The sequence below is a fragment of the Paraburkholderia dilworthii genome (assembly GCF_000472525.1).
GTDB lineage: Bacteria > Pseudomonadota > Gammaproteobacteria > Burkholderiales > Burkholderiaceae > Paraburkholderia > Paraburkholderia dilworthii.
The window spans coordinates 1-16,144 of the sequence record NZ_AWZT01000012.1 but is presented as its reverse complement, the minus strand read 5'-3'; the positions used below and the strand labels follow the sequence as shown (position 1 = coordinate 16,144).

At 60.3% G+C, this 16,144-nt stretch carries 21 protein-coding genes; 7 read left to right on the top strand and 14 right to left on the bottom strand.

The window, feature by feature from the left end; translation table 11 throughout:
* Positions 1–265: 265 nt before the first annotated feature.
* The 8 genes from F759_RS42850 to F759_RS0113000 form a co-directional block, all read right to left on the bottom strand.
* A complete protein-coding gene (locus tag F759_RS42850; RefSeq protein WP_154670911.1) occupies positions 266–418 on the bottom strand; it encodes a hypothetical protein in 153 nt (50 codons plus the stop codon).
* Positions 419–472: 54 nt separating this feature from the next.
* The gene (locus F759_RS0113025) at positions 473–769 is read right to left on the bottom strand and encodes a hypothetical protein (RefSeq protein WP_027800243.1); all 297 of its coding nucleotides are present in this window, start codon (positions 767–769) and stop codon (positions 473–475) included.
* A gap of 31 nt (positions 770–800) precedes the next feature.
* Complete coding sequence (locus F759_RS37650) at positions 801–1,808, bottom strand: 3'-5' exonuclease (protein WP_322787087.1); 1,008 nt, start codon at positions 1,806–1,808, stop codon at positions 801–803.
* 18 nt (positions 1,809–1,826) lie between these two features.
* A complete protein-coding gene (locus F759_RS44985; protein WP_322787086.1) occupies positions 1,827–2,273 on the bottom strand; it encodes a hypothetical protein in 447 nt (148 codons plus the stop codon).
* A gap of 160 nt (positions 2,274–2,433) precedes the next feature.
* Positions 2,434–2,880: a hypothetical protein gene (locus tag F759_RS0113015; RefSeq protein WP_244438818.1), complete on the bottom strand. Its 447-nt coding sequence runs from the start codon at positions 2,878–2,880 to the stop codon at positions 2,434–2,436.
* A gap of 93 nt (positions 2,881–2,973) precedes the next feature.
* On the bottom strand, positions 2,974–3,891 hold the full coding sequence (locus F759_RS0113010; RefSeq protein WP_027800241.1) for a tyrosine-type recombinase/integrase: 918 nt from the start codon (positions 3,889–3,891) through the stop codon (positions 2,974–2,976).
* A gap of 31 nt (positions 3,892–3,922) precedes the next feature.
* Entirely contained in the window at positions 3,923–4,510 is a 588-nt protein-coding gene (locus F759_RS0113005; RefSeq protein ID WP_027800240.1) for a nucleoside 2-deoxyribosyltransferase, read from the bottom strand.
* The gene (locus F759_RS0113000; protein ID WP_027800239.1) at positions 4,507–4,791 is read right to left on the bottom strand and encodes an H-NS histone family protein; all 285 of its coding nucleotides are present in this window, start codon (positions 4,789–4,791) and stop codon (positions 4,507–4,509) included. Before F759_RS0113000 ends, F759_RS0113005 begins: the two co-directional genes overlap by 4 nt.
* Positions 4,792–4,943: 152 nt before the next feature.
* Between F759_RS0113000 and F759_RS0112995 the strand changes: the two genes are divergently transcribed.
* The gene (locus tag F759_RS0112995) at positions 4,944–5,381 is read left to right on the top strand and encodes an SET domain-containing protein (protein ID WP_027800238.1); all 438 of its coding nucleotides are present in this window, start codon (positions 4,944–4,946) and stop codon (positions 5,379–5,381) included.
* A 120-nt stretch (positions 5,382–5,501) separates the two neighbouring features.
* Here the strand turns inward: F759_RS0112995 and F759_RS40100 are convergent, their stop codons facing one another.
* Positions 5,502–5,990, bottom strand: coding sequence for an HNH endonuclease (locus F759_RS40100; RefSeq protein WP_152530625.1), 489 nt, complete (start codon positions 5,988–5,990; stop codon positions 5,502–5,504).
* Between the two features lie 9 nt (positions 5,991–5,999).
* Positions 6,000–6,194 (bottom strand): YqaE/Pmp3 family membrane protein, encoded by a 195-nt coding sequence (locus F759_RS0112985; RefSeq protein ID WP_027800237.1) that lies wholly within the window; start codon positions 6,192–6,194, stop codon positions 6,000–6,002.
* Positions 6,195–6,515: 321 nt separating this feature from the next.
* On the opposite strand from F759_RS0112985, the gene F759_RS0112980 reads away from it, so the two are divergent.
* Both F759_RS0112980 and ligD read left to right on the top strand, forming a co-directional pair.
* Complete coding sequence (locus tag F759_RS0112980; RefSeq protein WP_027800236.1) at positions 6,516–6,812, top strand: hypothetical protein; 297 nt, start codon at positions 6,516–6,518, stop codon at positions 6,810–6,812.
* A gap of 1 nt (position 6,813) precedes the next feature.
* Positions 6,814–8,781, top strand: a complete 1,968-nt coding sequence (gene ligD / locus F759_RS37640) for a DNA ligase D (RefSeq protein ID WP_084534247.1) — start codon at positions 6,814–6,816, stop codon at positions 8,779–8,781.
* A 277-nt stretch (positions 8,782–9,058) separates the two neighbouring features.
* On the opposite strand, the gene F759_RS0112970 is transcribed toward ligD, so the two are convergent.
* A complete protein-coding gene (locus tag F759_RS0112970; RefSeq protein WP_027800235.1) occupies positions 9,059–9,364 on the bottom strand; it encodes a hypothetical protein in 306 nt (101 codons plus the stop codon).
* A gap of 1,510 nt (positions 9,365–10,874) precedes the next feature.
* Positions 10,875–11,156 carry a hypothetical protein gene (locus F759_RS43640; RefSeq protein ID WP_152530624.1) on the bottom strand — a complete coding sequence of 94 codons (282 nt, stop codon included), beginning with the start codon at positions 11,154–11,156 and terminating at the stop codon, positions 10,875–10,877.
* Between F759_RS43640 and F759_RS0112960 the strand changes: the two genes are divergently transcribed.
* From F759_RS0112960 to F759_RS43635, 4 genes are all read left to right on the top strand, one after another.
* Positions 11,155–11,352 carry a hypothetical protein gene (locus tag F759_RS0112960; protein WP_027800234.1) on the top strand — a complete coding sequence of 66 codons (198 nt, stop codon included), beginning with the start codon at positions 11,155–11,157 and terminating at the stop codon, positions 11,350–11,352. The two genes, F759_RS43640 and F759_RS0112960, sit on opposite strands and share 2 nt — an antisense overlap.
* 246 nt (positions 11,353–11,598) lie before the next feature.
* Complete coding sequence (gene phaP, locus F759_RS0112955; protein ID WP_027800233.1) at positions 11,599–12,159, top strand: TIGR01841 family phasin; 561 nt, start codon at positions 11,599–11,601, stop codon at positions 12,157–12,159.
* 173 nt (positions 12,160–12,332) lie between these two features.
* Positions 12,333–12,488, top strand: a complete 156-nt coding sequence (locus F759_RS43290; protein ID WP_167334021.1) for a hypothetical protein — start codon at positions 12,333–12,335, stop codon at positions 12,486–12,488.
* Between the two features lie 153 nt (positions 12,489–12,641).
* Positions 12,642–13,016 (top strand): hypothetical protein, encoded by a 375-nt coding sequence (locus F759_RS43635; RefSeq protein ID WP_051377230.1) that lies wholly within the window; start codon positions 12,642–12,644, stop codon positions 13,014–13,016.
* Between the two features lie 586 nt (positions 13,017–13,602).
* Here the strand turns inward: F759_RS43635 and F759_RS42105 are convergent.
* Positions 13,603–14,775, bottom strand: a complete 1,173-nt coding sequence (locus tag F759_RS42105; RefSeq protein WP_152530623.1) for a hypothetical protein — start codon at positions 14,773–14,775, stop codon at positions 13,603–13,605.
* A gap of 704 nt (positions 14,776–15,479) precedes the next feature.
* Positions 15,480–15,671, bottom strand: a complete 192-nt coding sequence (locus tag F759_RS0112935) for a hypothetical protein (RefSeq protein WP_027800231.1) — start codon at positions 15,669–15,671, stop codon at positions 15,480–15,482.
* Positions 15,672–16,144 lie beyond the last annotated feature (473 nt).

Genomic DNA, 16,144 nt, shown 5'->3' with positions numbered 1-16,144 from the left:
GGATTTTCTGTGTCGCCGTACTCCCGCGCTCTGCCGTGCGTGATTGGCTCGTGCGCATCGAAGACAACTTGGGGGCTAACGGAGCGTCCCGAGCGCCGGGAAGATTGTTCTTTCGGTAGGCCTGCCATCTCGTTGGGCGATCTGCAATAAGCGGTAATTCTAGGAGATATGGAGGTGCTCATCTGGCCAGAGGGCGTCGAGCTTCAAAAAACGGACGTTCATCGCCCCGGTTCGTCCGGAGCGGCGTCGTGAGAAACCTTGAGCGTCAAGACCTTCCCACAGTCAAACAACGCGCCGCGCGGTATTCAAGCATGATTTTCCTGATTTCTTGCCGACGTAGGTCGGGATCGAGTTTCCTGGCTTCGACGATGTGTGCGATGAGGTCATCGTCCACGCTTTCCGGCAACAGCAGTTGCATATCGCTCAGCGATAGATATTCGACGGCGTCCCCACTATCGCCAAATTTCTCGTATCATCGGGCATAGAGCTTAATAGTGTCGCAAGACAGGTTTGTTTTGTTCGCTATGTACTGGTAGAAGGAACCTCTTGCGTGCTTCCGTATGGCGGGCGTGTCTCCGTCCCTGGCGACGCAATCTGCTTCGTAACGCTCAACGAGAAGGACGATGGCTCTGCCGGCTTCTGTGTGATGGCGCCTGGCGCCGCAGACGAGCCGCAGATAAAGGATGGCATCTGTGAGCGTATCTGGTGTGTCGTCCAGCGCAGCGTCGTCTTCCTCGGTGCTTTCGTCTCGTCCCGTAACCTCATTCATCTTTGCTCCTTGCATTGTCTGGACAGTCTTATCAGCTTTCGGCCGCATCCGTGAAAACTTTAAGTAGATCGTTGCGCAACTCTGATACGTCCATTTCATTCCGGGCGCGTGTAAGGCCCACATACAGCAAGCGCTTCTCTTCGTCGGCCATCGTAGTGCGTCCATCGTCTTCCGTCTTGAACCTGAAGTCGCCGCAGACCTTCACCCGGTCCCATTCAAGACCTTTGGCGCGGTGAATCGTTGAGACCACATAATCCGCCTCCGCTTCCGGCGAAGCGCGGGACAGGAGGTCGCGCAGATAGGCGGTGCCTTCACGATCGATAAGCTGGACAACGGGCAGGAGATCACGGCCAGCGTGAGTCGCTGCGTATTGCTGAACGTCGCGCCACGTTTCGAACAGTGCGAGTGAAGCAGGGCTGAACGTCCGCTGACCCCGCATCAGGCGGTCCGCGCCATCGGCGAATGCAAGGATCTCCTCGACGTTCGCCCGCACGGCGACCTTGTGTCCGTTCTGCAGGCCGTTTGCCAGCGTCCCAATGACAGTCACGTTCTTGCGGCAGAGGATCGCGTCGAAGCTCCGGGTGGGTTCATGCTCCTCGAAGAAGGTCGATGAGACGTTGGCCTGGCCGCGAAGTGGTACGCGCTCGCCCAGCAGGTTCAGAATGCGTGACGCAAGCGCGGCAAAGTGCGGTCCGAAGCGAAACGACTCGGTCAGCGCGCACTCACGCGCCCTGATGTATTCCATCGCGTTGACCGCACCGCGCCACTCGTAGATCTGCTGATAGGGGTCGCCCACATAAATGACCTGCGGGTGCTCCTGGCGACGCAGGACCGACAGCATCAGACCGTCGCTGTCCTGCGCCTCATCGAACAGGATGAAATCGGCGCCGATCTGCGGCCGCGACCGCTCCCATGTCTTCAGATACGTGTCCGGCGTGATGGCTGTCTTCCCCTGCGGGTCGATACTCTCGTTCCAGTGGCGCACCACGAAGGGCAACAGCATCGCTCGCAACTCGTCGGCCGACTGCTCCGTGAGCATCTCCTCGACTGGAATGTGTCACGCCTCTGGCTCATCCTGCGCGGACCGGCAAAAGCGTCCAGCGCCATCTGCAGCGAGGCGGCCGACCTGGAAGGCGGATAGCTCGACGTTTTTGCCAATAATCGTCGGAACGCGGACGGGGCCGAGCCCGTACCTGGCAGCGAGAAGGTGAGGGGGCTCCTTTGGAAGATTCAGCCGCGCGGTCAGCGCCTTGTCGGTCGCCCGGAAGGCGACCGAATGGACCGTCTGACACATGACGTTGCGCGGAAACTTCCGCTTCGCTTCGGCCGCAATGTCCTTATTGAAGGCGAGGTACTGGCCACGCTTCGTGCTGAACCGTTCGGCGATCATCCCGAGCGTCGAGGTCTTGCCGGCGCCGGCGTACGCTTTGACTTTTACCGTAGCGCCGGAGGCGACCGTCTCGAGCGTGTCGAGCTGTTCGTTCGTCGGCTTGATTGTTTTCATGCGCTCTCGAATGATGTGGGCAGCGAAGGGCTGTGATGCGGGTTGCGGGACACACGAACTCCAGGACATTCTGACCGGTGGCGCAGGTGCACGCCCCGTCGAAAGACGGCGTAACAGCACCGCCTTTCGGGCTTGTGAACCGGCCGACCGCGTCACACGCCTAGCGCAGCGCGTTAGCTATGTCGCGCGGCACGGCAACGGGCTCGGCGTGGCTGGTCTGTACGCGGGTCCGTCCGGCGACAACCGACTCAGACCGGATCGCGACACGTTCCCGGAACAGACCGCGACCCGTTGTGACATGCGTCGCCTCGTAGGGATTGCCACGCTTGATGTAGTCCCCAACGTCGAAATCGATTGGAAACAGCGACGACTCTTCGCCGCTCTCGACGACGAGCCGGATGGCGTTCAACGGAACGCCGCGCAGGTGAGTATCCAGAATGCGATTCAGGATCTGGTCCCGGACGATGGATGACTCCATCGGACCCTGGTAATCGGCCTTCGTCTCAAGCAGATGGACAATCGCCAGACGCTCAGTTGTTGCGGTAAGTGCAATGCGGAACTGGAGGGCGCATGGCCGGCCCGTTTCATCGGGATAGGCCATGTCCATGAATGATGTTTTGTATGGCATGTAGCACTCCGGACAAAGGTTGTGCCGGCACAGACGAACCGGCAAGACCAGCCTACGGAGCTGGAAGCGAAGTCAAGTCGTCTGGGCGCTGATGGTGTCGCGGATGCGGATAACGGTGCGATGACTGGCCAGGCCCAGCATTGCGCTCGTCTGTTCGTTGGTGCGGCCAGACAGCAGCTGACGACGCGCGAAGGTATTGCGCAACACACGCGGGCTCATGTCCGGCGCAGCAAAGCCGATCGCGTCCAGCGCTTCACGCACGACCGCACCGAGGAGGACGTCGTTGATGGGCTTGTCATCTGTGCGCGGCGCGGGGAAAAGAAGCGCGCCGTCGGGCGACGGATGAAGCCGTTGCCATGCCGCAAGCGCAGGCGTCGAGAAGGCGGGAAGGGCCACAGTCCTCTCGAGGCGTGTCCCTCGCTTTGGAACGGATACCTGCGGCCGTACCCCTTCGACGACGACGTCGCGCCATCGCGTGCCGCGGAGTTCGGCCGCAGTGAGGCCCGCCCCCAGCAGCAGCGCTACGACAGCGCGGTTGCGGCACAGGCGGGCATCGTCGCCGGCGTCGGGTTGCACGAAGGTCTGCAGCGCCGCGTCGGCGGCCGGATCGAGAAAGAGCGGCTCTGGCTCATCCTCTGGCCAGGCGGCCGAGAGTGCGAAGGGTGCCGCCGGATTGCTCTCACGCAGACCGACGTCGACGAGGTGGCGACATAGTCGGTCGATCAGCTTGACGTAGCGCAGGCGTGTGGTCGTGCCCGGCGCGCAGCGGTTTTCGACGTCGCCAAAGAATGACTCAAGGTGCTCGGGCCCAAACGTCGCGAGTGCCACGCCGCGGGTGAGCAGATGGCGCAGGAACCGGTCGAACATCGCCTTGTGCTGCACGATCGAGCGTTGGGAGAACCGGCGGCGGTCTGCGCCGGCCGCCTCTGTCGTCTGCCAGTGGAGATAGGCGGTGTGCGGCTCGGCATTCCACAGGTGCGACTCGCTCATGGCATTTATCACCTTATATACTGAACTGGCGTCACCCCAACACCTTGCGAATCTGCGATTCGCCACCCCGTCTACAGGGGGAGGGGGCCATCCCCTCGCATCCTGCGTCGGCAATCGCGTGCAGGCAGGCAAGAGGGCCGCCCTCGACAATTTGCGTCGCGCACGCGAGCATCAGGTTGATGGGAAGCCCGAAGTCCTCGACCAGATAGCCGCGCTCGCAAACATCGCCGAGCGCGGTCGCAATGCACGGCACGCGCTCACGCAGTGCGCTCAGATCGTCCCGATAAGCCCAGACAGGCTTTCCCAGTGCGGCGGCAAACCCTATCTCGAATGCAGTGCCACTATCCGGCTCGCCAACGCCACGAAAGTCAGCCACATTGGCCATCACGATATCGGCGCGGCGAAGGGCGGCCACGTTGGCACGATAGATCCACGCGGCCTTGTCTTGAGGCGACAGGTTCGCCGGCGCGATCGCGTCGAGCGGATAAAGCCCCTCGAATCCCAGGCTGGCGCAAAGTCGCTGCAGCGAGCGACCGTATTCCAGTGCGTCGGGGCGAAACACGTCGAAACCCGCGAGATAGATCCGCGCCTTTCCGGCGCCGTCGTGTGCCGCAGTCATTCGGGGATGCGAAAGCGTGCGAGGTCCTGATCCTTGATCCATCGCGGCGCGCGCCCGCGCCCGCTCCACGTTTCACCAGTCTCGGGGTTGCGGAACTTCGCGGCCACCGCGCGTCCCGCATCCTTGCGCCGCTTGCCAAACACCTGTTCAGGCGTGAAGCCGAACTCCACCACAGTCTCGCGGACCTTTTCGAGCGCGGACGCGGCCTCCTGCTGCCGCGCCTCCGCGATCAGTTTTTCAAGCTTCTCTTTTTCCGCAAGCAGTTCCTTGTATCGTGCCATCGTCTTGAATTTCCGTTGTGGATGATGGACGATTCTACCAGGCCCGAATCGCTGTCAAGTGCCCGTCCCTGACTCGCAGGCGGAGATGTGATGTTCGTTCCGGTCCTAACCAGCGGCGGCTCAACTTCCCACATTTGCAATACCGACTATCGATGAAAAGAATTTCTGTCCGACGCTCGCGCGTTCATGGTCGCGGCGTCTTTGCGTTGCAGCCGCTTAGCGCTGGTGAACTCATCATCGAGTACACCGGTACGGTGATGAGCTGGAAACGCGCAGTAACCCGCCATGCGAAATTCGGCACTGAGGGCCACACGTTCCTGTTCGGACTTGCCGATGGTCGGGTCATCGACGGCTCAATCGGCGGCAACAGCGCACGATGGATCAACCATGCCTGCGTCGCGAACTGTGAAGCGGTCGAATCCGAAGGGAGAGTGCTCATACACGCACTCGCAAATATCAAGGCTGGCGAGGAACTGTTTATCAGCTATGGACTGACGACAGAGGGCCGCGCTTCAGCTTCGGTACGAGCGCAGTACGCATGCCGTTGCGGTCACCGCCGGTGTCGCGGAACCATGCTCGGCCGTGGATGACGCAGCGGTAGCGTTCCGCCTGCGTGCCTGTAACGGCGACCGTCAGGTCCGTCCGATATTCAACGGTCACGCGCGCTGAACGCTTTGCTCTACGCGGCGATGCATCCAGGAAGCGCTTTCCTATGGCATTCCGTTCGAAAGCGTAGCGATCCTTCGCGCGTGCAGGCGTTCACGAAGTAGGACCTTAGCTACAACCGGTAAGTCTGCGGCAAGCTCGTTGCAACTTTTGTGAGCCAGCACCAGGTTGGCGAGTCGCCAGGAGCCGCCGTCCTTTTCTGACAAAAGATGTTCCAACGTCACGTCGCCAGTTCCAAGCGCAACGCCGCAGTAAAAGCAGTTGTCCCCGTCGCGCGCTCGCAAGCTCTTCAGGCGTGCCGCCCCCTTCTTCTGGCTCGGGTTCGCGGTGTCTCGGGATCGCGGCGCGGACGGTAGAGTTCCGTTTCCCGCCGGCCGCACAAGTTTGATCGCCATCGGCTCCATGCGGATGACTTCGGCCGCCCCCTTCTCGAGCAGCGCGATCGCCCGCGATAAGGAACAGTTCGCCACCGCGGCGCCGTTCAGATCGAAGACCGCAACCGCTGACATGTTTGTCGGGCCTTGTTCAGTCAACGCAGATGCTCATCCGCGGCTCGCCAGGGCGCGCTCGATCTTCTGATCGGTCTTGTACTGGCTCAGTGCGTAGACGGACCAGATTGCGGCAGGAATCCAGCCGATCAGCGTAATCTGAAGCAGCAGGCAGACTATTCCCGCGAACGGCCGCCCGATCGTGAAGAACTGAAGCCATGGGAAAATCAGGGCGAGCAATAAACGCATTTTTGTCCTTTGTTGGTTGAAGTTTTCTCAGAAAGCACCGACGCCGGTCGTGAGACAAAGATGCTCCGGTAGCGGTGAGTATCAAAAGGCCTGGCTTTCTGTGTTATCGGCCGCGTCCCGCGAAACCTTGAGTTCGTCGACGGCGGGACGGGTGTCGCAGGGAAGCGCTCAGCTGGCCGGCTTCCCTGGCGGGGCCGGGTCCGCCACCTTGGAGCGCGTTGAGAAACGCCGGCGACGGTATGGAATGTGCTGGAAGACTGCGATGGCCGGGCCCGCACAATTCCGCTAAAAACCGCCCTGGCCGGAGAAGGGAGAGATTCCATGACTCATCAGGACTTTGTTCGTCATCTCGCGATGATGCTTCGAGATATGCCGCGTGGCGTTACTGCGGAGCTTAACGATTGCATGGCGGCCTACTGGAACGGGCACTCGGTCGTCTTCGCCTTCCTTTGCGAGCGCGGGACCGGGGCGGTAGAGGAGGAGTTCGACATTGACGATTATGTCTGGGAAGACTGGCGACCAACATTCGAAAACTGGCTCGCACGGCCCGTGTTCACCGCCAGCCCGGAGGTTGAGCTCTGGCTGAGAGAGGCTCCGCCGCACGAGGCCGGTGCGTGAGATGGGGCGCTGGAGTCGCGGGCGCGGAAAAGCAGTTGCCACTCCCTTGCAATCGGAAGAGGGCGCGCTGCCCGTGCTGATTTCGCCCCAGCTAGCCACACTCGTAGACCGTGTCCCGAAAGGCGGCGACTGGTCCTACGAAATAAAATTCGACGGCTATCGCGTCATGACGCGTATTGAACGCGGTATCACCCAGATTTTTACCCGCAACGGACAGGACTGGACAGCGCGCATGCCACGGCTAGCCGATGCCTGCAACGCCCTACAGGTTGACGACGGCTGGCTTGACGGGGAGGCGGTCGTGCTCGACTCGGGCGGCCGCCCCGATTTCAACGCGCTGCAGAATGCCTTCGACCGGCGCAGCACGGCCGACATTGTCATGTTCGTGTTCGACATCCTCTGGCTGAATGGTGTCGACCTACGCGAGCAGCCGCTGCGTTCCCGCCGGGCACTCCTGCGCGAACTGATGGAGCAGACGACATCCGACGCCATGCGTTTTTCGGAAGACTTTCCGCAGGACCCCGTGTCTCTTGTCGCCTCCGCATGCAAGATGAAGCTAGAGGGCATCATTGGCAAGCGCGCGGACGCGCCTTATCGTTCAGGTCGCTCGACGGACTGGATCAAGCTCAAGTGCAGCCTGCGCCATGAATTCGTCGTCGGCGGGTTCACGCGGGCGAAGGGCGCGCGCGCGGGCGTGCATTCGCTGCTGCTTGGAGTGCATGAGAAGGATGGGTCCTTGCGCTATGCGGGCAGCGTGAGGCCGTACTTTTCGTCCCGCGCTGCATCCGCCTTCGTGAAGAGGGCAGACACCGTGCGCCGCGAGGCCACTGGCTTCTACAACCCGCCGAAGCCAGAGAAGGACCGGGACTATCTGTGGCTCGATCCGTCGATCGTCGTTGAATGCTCCTTTCTCGAATGGACGCCGGGCGGCGAAGTGCGTCATCCCGTCTTCCATGCGGTGCGCGAAGACAAGCCCGCGTCCGCGGTCAGCGAAGAGCCGATGGTGGCCGTGGAGTACGACGAGCCAGTGGAAGCCGATGCCGGCTCGACACGGGAAGTGGCGGGCGCCAAGGGCGCGGTGAAGATCGGCGGCATCCGGATCACCAATCCTCAGCGCGTTCTGGATGAAGTCACTGGCCATACAAAGAAGGAACTGGCGGAGTACTACGCCGCGATCGCCGGGTGGGCGCTGCCCCATCTGCTTAACCGGCCGCTCGCTCTCGTGCGTGCGCCAGACGGGATCAAGGGCGAACTTTTTTTCCAGAAGCACAGTGAGAGAGCCCGCATTCCGGGTGTGGTCGAATTGCCTCCCGAGCTACATCCGCGTCACCCTCCGTTGCTTGTCGCGAACAGCGAGGAAGCGCTGGTCGGATTGGCCCAGATGAGCGTCGTAGAATTTCACACATGGAACGCCGTCGCGCCGGACCTTGAGCACCCTTATCGCATCATCTTCGATCTCGATCCGGACCCGGCTCTGCCGTGGACGGCGATGCTCGAAGCCGCCCAGCTTCTGAAGGTGGTGCTCGACGAGATCGGCTTGCGCTCATTTGCGAAGACTAGCGGTGGCAAGGGTTTCCACGTGATCGTGCCCCTGACGCGCCGGCAGGGTTGGAGCGAGACCAAGGCGTTCGCCCACGCGGTTGCGAAGCACATGGCGAGGGTCGTCCCGCAGCGCTTGTCGGCGGTGCTCGGACCGAAGAACCGCGTGGGCAAGATTTTCATCGACTACCTGCGCAACAGCCGTGGAGCCAGTACCGTTGCCGCGTTTTCCGTGCGGGCCCGCTCGGGCATGGGTGTCTCGATGCCTGTCTCATGGGACGAACTGCAGGAGGTCAGCCGAGGCGATGAGTGGACTATGCGTAAGGCGGTTGAGCGCCAGCGGTCGCTCAACGCCGATCCGTGGGAGGGATACTTGACGACGCGTCAGGGCATCACTGCAGCCATGCGACGCGCCGTGGGTATCGATTGAACGCGCCGGGCCCCAATTGCATGTGTCAGAAGGTGCGCTAACGGCAAGCAAGGCCCGAAGCCGACAACTGCGAACGTCAATCACGACGGGCAAATACCGACCCTGAAGCGACGTTCAGTTCTCGCTAAAGCGGCCGTCCGACTACGGCGGATCGCCAACCTGGCCGGACGGATTGGGCGACCAGTGATCCACGCCTAGGTGCTGTTTCCAGATACGTCTGCATCGGCACGTTGCCGCTGCCTGGCCTGCGCTCGCCGCCTGCCTTCGTGGCGCGTTGTCATCGCAGTGTCCCAGGGGCCGGAAAATCCTCGTAGCCCTCGTCCAGCGCGTAGCCGCTGTACTCGGCGTAAGACGCGTAGACAACCCGCCTCCCGGAGGGCGTGAAGCCAGCCTGCCGCGAGCCCAGCTTCGCCTGGCAGGTGATCAGGCGGTGAGTGCCCGCGAGTTCGCCGAGGTACGTCCCATCCGGGGCATAGACGTCGTTACCGGCAAAACGGCCGACATGGCGCCCATCGTAAGTCCACAGATTGTCACCGTCGCGATAGCCGAAGCTGGTGCCGCCCCACGTCCACAGCCAGTTCATTGTTTTGGTCCCGTTTCTGATGTTCACCGTCGCGGTATCGGGCCCCCCCGCAGGGCCGCGAGCAGCACCTCGCCCCCCGCGCCAGCGCCTCTTGCGGTCGCCCCAGCATGAAAGTGAGCGCGCGGCCTCCAGGGCAGAAACAACTTGTCGCGCGGAGCGGTCCGCCAGCGCGGGATAGTCTAGCCGGTTCCGCGGCGCCGCCGCCATCACCTCGCAGTGGCTTCGATGTCTCCGGCGACGCCACGTTGCGCAGCGCGCGCCCGCTCGTACGCGATGTAATAGCCCCCGAGCAAAGCCAGCAGGACGATCGCAGCGAACAGGAGCCCTACGAGCACAGTCCGCCGGCTCGACGCTACGCGTTCTCGCCACAACAGGATCGATGGCATTCCTCCCCTTTTTGGCTGCCACCGGACAGCACTGGTTTCACCCGGCAAATGACGCGGGAAGTCGTCCGACTTTTAGCATGATCCGCCGCGCCGTGCGCGGCAATGTCCGGCCTTCATCTGCGCGAGGAGTGATCGCTGCGGAGCACCGGGCTGTCAACCCCTGGATAGTCGCGACCGAGCCGGCAAGTGTTGCCGCGCGGCGGTCTTTGAGTTCCCAATAGCCTGGATCCGCTCAGGATTATCCAAGCGGGGATTTCAGTTAAATGAAGACCGCACACGTCATGCTGGCATCGGGGAAACACAACGTTAAACGTTGCACACGTGTTCGGAGTGATTTCCGTTACGCTTGCGGCCGCAATCGGTCTCTGGAGCGCTCCCGGTTGGGAAGAGCGACGGCGACAGCGAAATCAATCAATCCATTGTTCAGGACTGAACAGGGCACGGCAGAGAGAGGAGATCCGCGCTTTGCCGGAGCGCTATCCCGCCGCCGGGAGCGGCCAGCGTTAGCGACACAGCGTTGCATCGCGAATGTTTCATTCTTGGGACGTTTACTGCAAAACGGGATCGGCCACGTAGGACGGTGTGGCGGCCAGCGCCGCGACCGTCATGGCGAAAGCGGAAAAGTTACACATCTCATATCTGCTTTGGTGATTGGGGCGGCCGATCAAATCTCGGCGGGGGCACGGCCGCGCATCCAGCCAGGCGGCCGACCTCGGCCCGTCTACGTGTTGCCGGTCGAGGGGTCGCGATATTTGATCGTTTCAAGTTCGTGTCTGCGGCGTTGCACTTCCCCATGCCTACCAATCCTTTCCCCCGTTAGATCCGGGTTCGCCACAGCTGAAGAAGCCGAGGCATGCGACCGCTGGATCGGCGCAGAGGTCGAGGCTGCGCTGCGCGAGTCGGATGCCCCCGGGCTGGGCTCGTTCATGACCAGGTGATCGCCAAAATGGACACCTCATCTCCAGTACCGACTGTCATTGCAGGATGGAAGCCGCCGAGCGAGTGAGCGGACTGGTTGTTCGTCACATTGCTTCTCAAAAAGTAAATCTTTAAAAATGATTTAAATATAAAAATGTTGAACGAAATCACGTTTTAACTCCGACGCACAGTGAGAATCTCACCGTTCACACGCAATGTAGATCACCGCTTCCGGTGCGGCTCCCAGCATGGGGCAGCCATAATGCTCTGACAATATGCGATCTATCAGCGGTTAATCGTCCATCTGTTTTCTTCATCCGATAGGACGTGATATCGACTAAGATAGGCATCCCGGCGTCAAACCAGATCGCAAATTCAAATGCCGGGATAAAAACTGGAAGATACCGAATACCGGCGTGGGTTTTTAACATGACAGCGGTCATATTTGCTACCGGCAACATTAATCCAGACACCTGAGAGAAAAGCATGCTAAGCCCGCATGAATTCGCCGCCCTGATGCTGGTCAGGAGTGCGCCGGACCGGATCGACCTCAACGGCACAGATCTCGAAACCCTAGTGGAGCGCCAGCTGGTCGTACTGGAACCGCTGGCATCCGGTCGTCAGCGTCTGTCTCTTACGTTGGACGGCGATTTGTTGCTTCAGGCGGTTGCGCGGAATCGCTGAACCACGTTCGCCAGCGTCCCCTGTCATCCGGATCGCGTTGCAGACACAAACGCGCATGGCACCTGCGGGTAATGCCGCGGCGCATGCGGCTGCGGTGACGCCGACGCCCGAATGACCCTCGCAAACCACTGATGACGTGCGTGCCGCATGTGACGCGCGTGGTGCGTCTACTTACGCGGTTCTACTATATCGCCCGCCCTTTCCTGGTGCGGCGCCCCGCCGGATCGCCATTACAGGAGCTTCATCATGCTGACGCAGGAACAGACCCTTGCGGACCGGAGGGCCGGTCTCGACGTGTACTTTGGATTGACACGCACGCTGGTCGAGGGCACCGGAAAGCTGGTCGAACTGAATGTGCAGTGGATCCGATCGACGCTGGCCGAGTCACGCGAACACGCGCATAAGGCGCTGTCCGCCCAGGGGCCGCAGGACTGGCTCGCGCTCCAGACCAGCCTTGCAGCGCCGATGGCAGAAAAGGCCCAGACCTACAGCCGCCAGCTGTCCGGGATCGTGTCGGCCACCCAGGCCGAACTCGCGCAGGTTGCAAATGCGCAATGCGGGGCCTGCTGCGAGCGGGTGCAAACGCTGGTAGACGAAGTTGCAAGGAGTTCACTCGCCGGTTCGGAAGCCGCCATCGCAGCATGGAAATACGCGATCAGTACAACGAGCACCCTGCTCGACAGCTTGCAGAAGACCGGCCAGCAGGTGGTGCGGGTCACCGAAAGCAATCTTGCTACGGCCACCGCTGCTGGCTCGAAGAACGCCCGGCGCACCATCGAGCAGGCGTCGCAGACTGTGAAGCGATAACGACTACCGTGGGCGCCAGACAGTTGATGCAAGGCTGCGTCATGGGACGCCAGGATGCACGGACTCAAGAAAGTTAGGCGGACCACGCGCCGAGTGGCGTTTGATCGATGGACACCCGATAAGCGACCGAGGTTATCGCGGTGTTGACGACTCAGGTTTTGAACGAAGGAACAATGGACGAAGTAAGGGTAGGCATGGTGATGGGTTCGGCCGTGCTTGTGATCGCAGCCATCTTCGTGGTGGGCCACTATCGGCGCGAACACCGCCGGGCGCAGCTGCTGTGGCGACCGGATCTATCTGGCTGGCCTTGGCGCCAGCGCCGCGAATGAGGCGACGCGCATAGCGGTGAGAACCGGCGGGCCGTATCGGCCCGCCGAAGGAACGGCCCCGTCCCGACTGGCCGAATGGCTTCGGGTCATGAATCTCGCGCGGCCCGGACGTCCAATATGGAACAACAACACGAATCTGACTCACGAACGGACATGAACTCCTGCGACCGTGCCGAACACGAACTGGCGCACATCCGCGCCATGATCCTGCAACTCGAGCATCTGGTTCCGCGCGGCGATACATGCCGTGCGACCGCCGTGACGTCGCCGGACTACTGGCGCAAACGGATCCATACGGTACTGGCGACAGCCAACGTGCCGCCTGCCCTCGTGCAACAGGGCCAAGCGCTGCTGGGCCGGCTCGACGCAATGGGCACTTGCAGCCATGTCCAGCATGATCAGCAGCAGGCATCGGCGAAAAGAGATCAGGCGGCGGCTTCCCCGATCTTTGAGCGCGTGGGTGCCGAGAAACAACGTGCAGGCGTCATCGGGCCGCCGAGTCGGAGCAACGCGAACAAAGCGGGCTGACGGCGCGCACTGCGCCTGGTCTTGATGGGCTGCCCCAGCGGCAAAAAGAGAATTGCAGGCAATTGACGGGCCTGCTCGATCAGGTTCGTTCGCCCTCGGATACGACGAACTATTCAGCCGGCGCACGCGCCGGCTTTTTTTGCTTGGCGACGCCATTCATAACGGTGTAGTGGCCCGGGTCATCGAGGCAGTGCGATAGCGAAACGGCTCAAGTCCTTCCGTAAGCGGACAGTCATGGAAGTTCGTTCGAACGGGTGGAGTTGGCCGGACCCGGAAGTCCATCGGAAGCGCACCGTGGGCAGCGACAATTGTTTTGGCCGTGCTGCTTGACGTTGTCTAGCACCGCAACGGATCGCCTTGACCGGCGAACTTCCCCACTCGACCCACTCCGGTCAGACAGCTTTCTTCAAACCGGTCAGTCAGCCAGAATCAGGTTTTGCAAACGGGAGTGCCACCAAGCGGCCGCTGGCGAACTCACCCAATCGGCCAGTTGCAGTCTTTCGACACTCTTCCTTAAGTGACATTCATGCGTCTGCTCAGCACCGCGAAGCAGACACACTCAAGCGACTTTAAGCGCCGCAATGGCTTACCTCAGTAATATCCGATGGTGAAGACGTCTGTCAATTCCGTTGACTACCATGACCGGCACAAAGCCGGGGCGAACGTATCGCAATTCGTAGCCAAGATTCTGTCTGTCCGCAGTTACTTTGTAAATCTCCAACACCGCATCGTTTGGAAGGCTCAAATAGTCGCCCCCAAACTTCATGGGTTCAGGTACACGGACGAATGCAGATTCTCGCTCAAGCGCTGTGATCGTTTGCCCGTACAAGCGTTGGTCACGAGTTATTATCTCCGACGCCTCAAATTTATTCCCTCCCTGCCTTTCGACCTCGAGCAGGCCACGATCAAGCTTGCTGACCAATTCTCGGTTCTTGCGGAGAGTTGGGATCGCATCAAATACTCGAGTAATGTCGAACAGCCGCGTTCGTGAAATTGGAACATCAATTGCGTTGAAATTCAGTTCCCCGCCGCCAGGCGATCGCTCCGTTATCGACACATTTAGCATACCGCCGTCTCGTTCGGTGATGACGGCTGTAACGCTGCCGTCGTCGCTATCCCAAATGCCTCGCCACATATCCGGATTTGAAAAACGGAAGCTCTGAGAATTCACTTTCGGTGGCTGCGTCGAAGAAAATGGGATTGTCGTGGATGGTGGAGGTGCGGTACCCGAAACGGTTAGCGTGAGGTGCCAGTGAAAATCGCCGTGTGGTACTGTAAAAACCTGCGCTACGGACCAGGCGACCAACCATGGCAAGCTTTGAAACTCAGCTATGTCGTCGTGTGGAGAGAATGATTCCCTCTTGATCGATACGGTGGCGGGACTTGTATCGCGCGTGTCGAATTCTGTCGATCCCGGTACTGTTCTGGGATCGAAACGCATTGCCTCAGCCTGCGCGCCTCGCCTTGGTGCCCAGTACGGCAGCCAATGCGATACTTTGAAGTACTCCGTTTCGCCACTAAGGTTTGTTGTACTAAAAGCAACCCACCCTTCTGTACCTGTCATAACACTACTAAAAATCGGTATATCTCCACCGGATTCTGCTTGGTAGTGCCCAGTTTGACCGGGGTTAATTCTGCCAGCTGTCTTGGACGGAAGACTTTCTTCTGCCCATTCACCCTGTTCAAGCTGATCGCCTATCCAGAGGATCGGCGCCCCCCCGGAGTTGATGATATTGCATCGGAACAATCGAGCTGTCATCTTGCGCTCCGTGAGGTAAACGCGTGTTGGGTGGGATTGGTACTCGACGTGTCGCAAAGGTGACGATCCAACAACACGTTGCGGCAATCTTGAAGATCAAAACAATTGTCAACCGCGTGTCAAGGTATAACTAGCCGGGTAAAGGCTACGAAAATTTTGGAGCGGCGTTATTTAAGATCAAGATGGAGTTAGGAAGTCCGAGAAAAGAGAATCGTTCCTGTCATTGCGGGTTTTCATATGACCAACATCGTGGAGAATAGTTAAGAAAATTGAAAGATTCAGGTGGGATATGCCCTGATCTATAGGTGTGGCTGAGGGTGCGATGACGCACAGATATCTGCGCGAAATCATGCCGCTGCGACCGTCACGTTGGTCGTTGTGACTTCTTAAATCCGTTGAGACGGCAACTGAGTACTCGTCGATCGACACAACTCACGACTGGCTGCTCAACACTTGGCAGCTGCCGTCGAGGTAGAGCCAGATCCAATGACCGGGGTAGGTCGGTGTGGGACCAACGCGGCGCAAAAACGGGACGAATGCGAAGCGGTGCCGGCGAGAGCATCGGTTTCATGGCTGATATCTATGGGCGCAATGAACTGACGCTCCCGCTACGTCGCGCATGAGGCTCTGCCCGGGACAGTGACGTGCTTCATATCGGACTGCTGGCCAGAGACGACGCATGATTGACGGCAGTATCGCTCCATCTAAAACCCGAGCCCGACGCCGACGCCTCCGAAACCACTGCCACCGAAACTTCCTGCCCCGATCCCGATGCCGAAACTGGGGCGCGGCGCATAATAGCCGGGCGGGTCGCCGTAGCCGTAGTAGGGCGGCTGCGCCGCGACGCAACCCGCAATACCGAACGCTAAAACCAGGATGCCAAGTAGCTTGATCATGACGCGCTCCCTTCCGTCAGCAGGACACGGACATCGCGAGCAAGATCCGGTCCCTTGCTCGCCGCCCCTAGGCAGCGACATTCCGCGCATGCATCCATGCATGCGTCGCCCTAATAGGCGTCCGATCAAACGTCCAAGTGAAATTTTTTGCATCGAGCCATCGAGCCATCGAGCCAACTTGTTTCGACAATGATCGCACCGCCGACCGAAAGATTGAGATGGGGTGTCCTGCGATGTCCGCCGTCCGTCTCAGTACGGCCCAGAGTGTGTCAAAACGGCTGGCGACTGGGAATTGACGAAACCTGTCTCGGCGCAGGTCACGGCTTTTCGATTGCGGCAACCCAAACGTCAAATCACGGTCGAACACATCGCAAAGGGTCAACAACCCCGTACGGGCATCACGCCCTCATCGCCTTCATAACCGCTTCTGAACCGAGTAGCTTGATCGCCCGCTTCATGTTGTACGCCAGCAC

Excerpts from the sequence above, each read along its gene's own strand:
- F759_RS43290 (WP_167334021.1), top strand. The coding sequence starts at position 12,333 with ATGGACGAAGTAAGGGTAGGCATGGTGATGGGTTCGGCCGTGCTTGTG.
- F759_RS0112970 (WP_027800235.1), bottom strand. The coding sequence starts at position 9,364 with ATGAACTGGCTGTGGACGTGGGGCGGCACCAGCTTCGGCTATCGCGAC.
- F759_RS0113005 (WP_027800240.1), bottom strand. The coding sequence starts at position 4,510 with ATGACTGCGGCACACGACGGCGCCGGAAAGGCGCGGATCTATCTCGCG.
- F759_RS0113025 (WP_027800243.1), bottom strand. The coding sequence starts at position 769 with ATGAATGAGGTTACGGGACGAGACGAAAGCACCGAGGAAGACGACGCT.
- F759_RS0113000 (WP_027800239.1), bottom strand. The coding sequence starts at position 4,791 with ATGGCACGATACAAGGAACTGCTTGCGGAAAAAGAGAAGCTTGAAAAA.
- F759_RS0112985 (WP_027800237.1), bottom strand. The coding sequence starts at position 6,194 with ATGCGTTTATTGCTCGCCCTGATTTTCCCATGGCTTCAGTTCTTCACG.
- F759_RS0112960 (WP_027800234.1), top strand. The coding sequence starts at position 11,155 with ATGCTAAGCCCGCATGAATTCGCCGCCCTGATGCTGGTCAGGAGTGCG.
- F759_RS0112980 (WP_027800236.1), top strand. The coding sequence starts at position 6,516 with ATGACTCATCAGGACTTTGTTCGTCATCTCGCGATGATGCTTCGAGAT.
- F759_RS0112995 (WP_027800238.1), top strand. The coding sequence starts at position 4,944 with ATGAAAAGAATTTCTGTCCGACGCTCGCGCGTTCATGGTCGCGGCGTC.
- F759_RS0113010 (WP_027800241.1), bottom strand. The coding sequence starts at position 3,891 with ATGAGCGAGTCGCACCTGTGGAATGCCGAGCCGCACACCGCCTATCTC.
- F759_RS44985 (WP_322787086.1), bottom strand. The coding sequence starts at position 2,273 with ATGAAAACAATCAAGCCGACGAACGAACAGCTCGACACGCTCGAGACG.
- F759_RS43640 (WP_152530624.1), bottom strand. The coding sequence starts at position 11,156 with ATGCTTTTCTCTCAGGTGTCTGGATTAATGTTGCCGGTAGCAAATATG.
- F759_RS42105 (WP_152530623.1), bottom strand. The coding sequence starts at position 14,775 with ATGACAGCTCGATTGTTCCGATGCAATATCATCAACTCCGGGGGGGCG.
- F759_RS42850 (WP_154670911.1), bottom strand. The coding sequence starts at position 418 with ATGCAACTGCTGTTGCCGGAAAGCGTGGACGATGACCTCATCGCACAC.
- F759_RS43635 (WP_051377230.1), top strand. The coding sequence starts at position 12,642 with ATGAACTCCTGCGACCGTGCCGAACACGAACTGGCGCACATCCGCGCC.
- F759_RS37650 (WP_322787087.1), bottom strand. The coding sequence starts at position 1,808 with ATGCTCACGGAGCAGTCGGCCGACGAGTTGCGAGCGATGCTGTTGCCC.
- ligD (WP_084534247.1), top strand. The coding sequence starts at position 6,814 with ATGGGGCGCTGGAGTCGCGGGCGCGGAAAAGCAGTTGCCACTCCCTTG.
- F759_RS0112935 (WP_027800231.1), bottom strand. The coding sequence starts at position 15,671 with ATGATCAAGCTACTTGGCATCCTGGTTTTAGCGTTCGGTATTGCGGGT.
- F759_RS0113015 (WP_244438818.1), bottom strand. The coding sequence starts at position 2,880 with ATGGACATGGCCTATCCCGATGAAACGGGCCGGCCATGCGCCCTCCAG.
- phaP (WP_027800233.1), top strand. The coding sequence starts at position 11,599 with ATGCTGACGCAGGAACAGACCCTTGCGGACCGGAGGGCCGGTCTCGAC.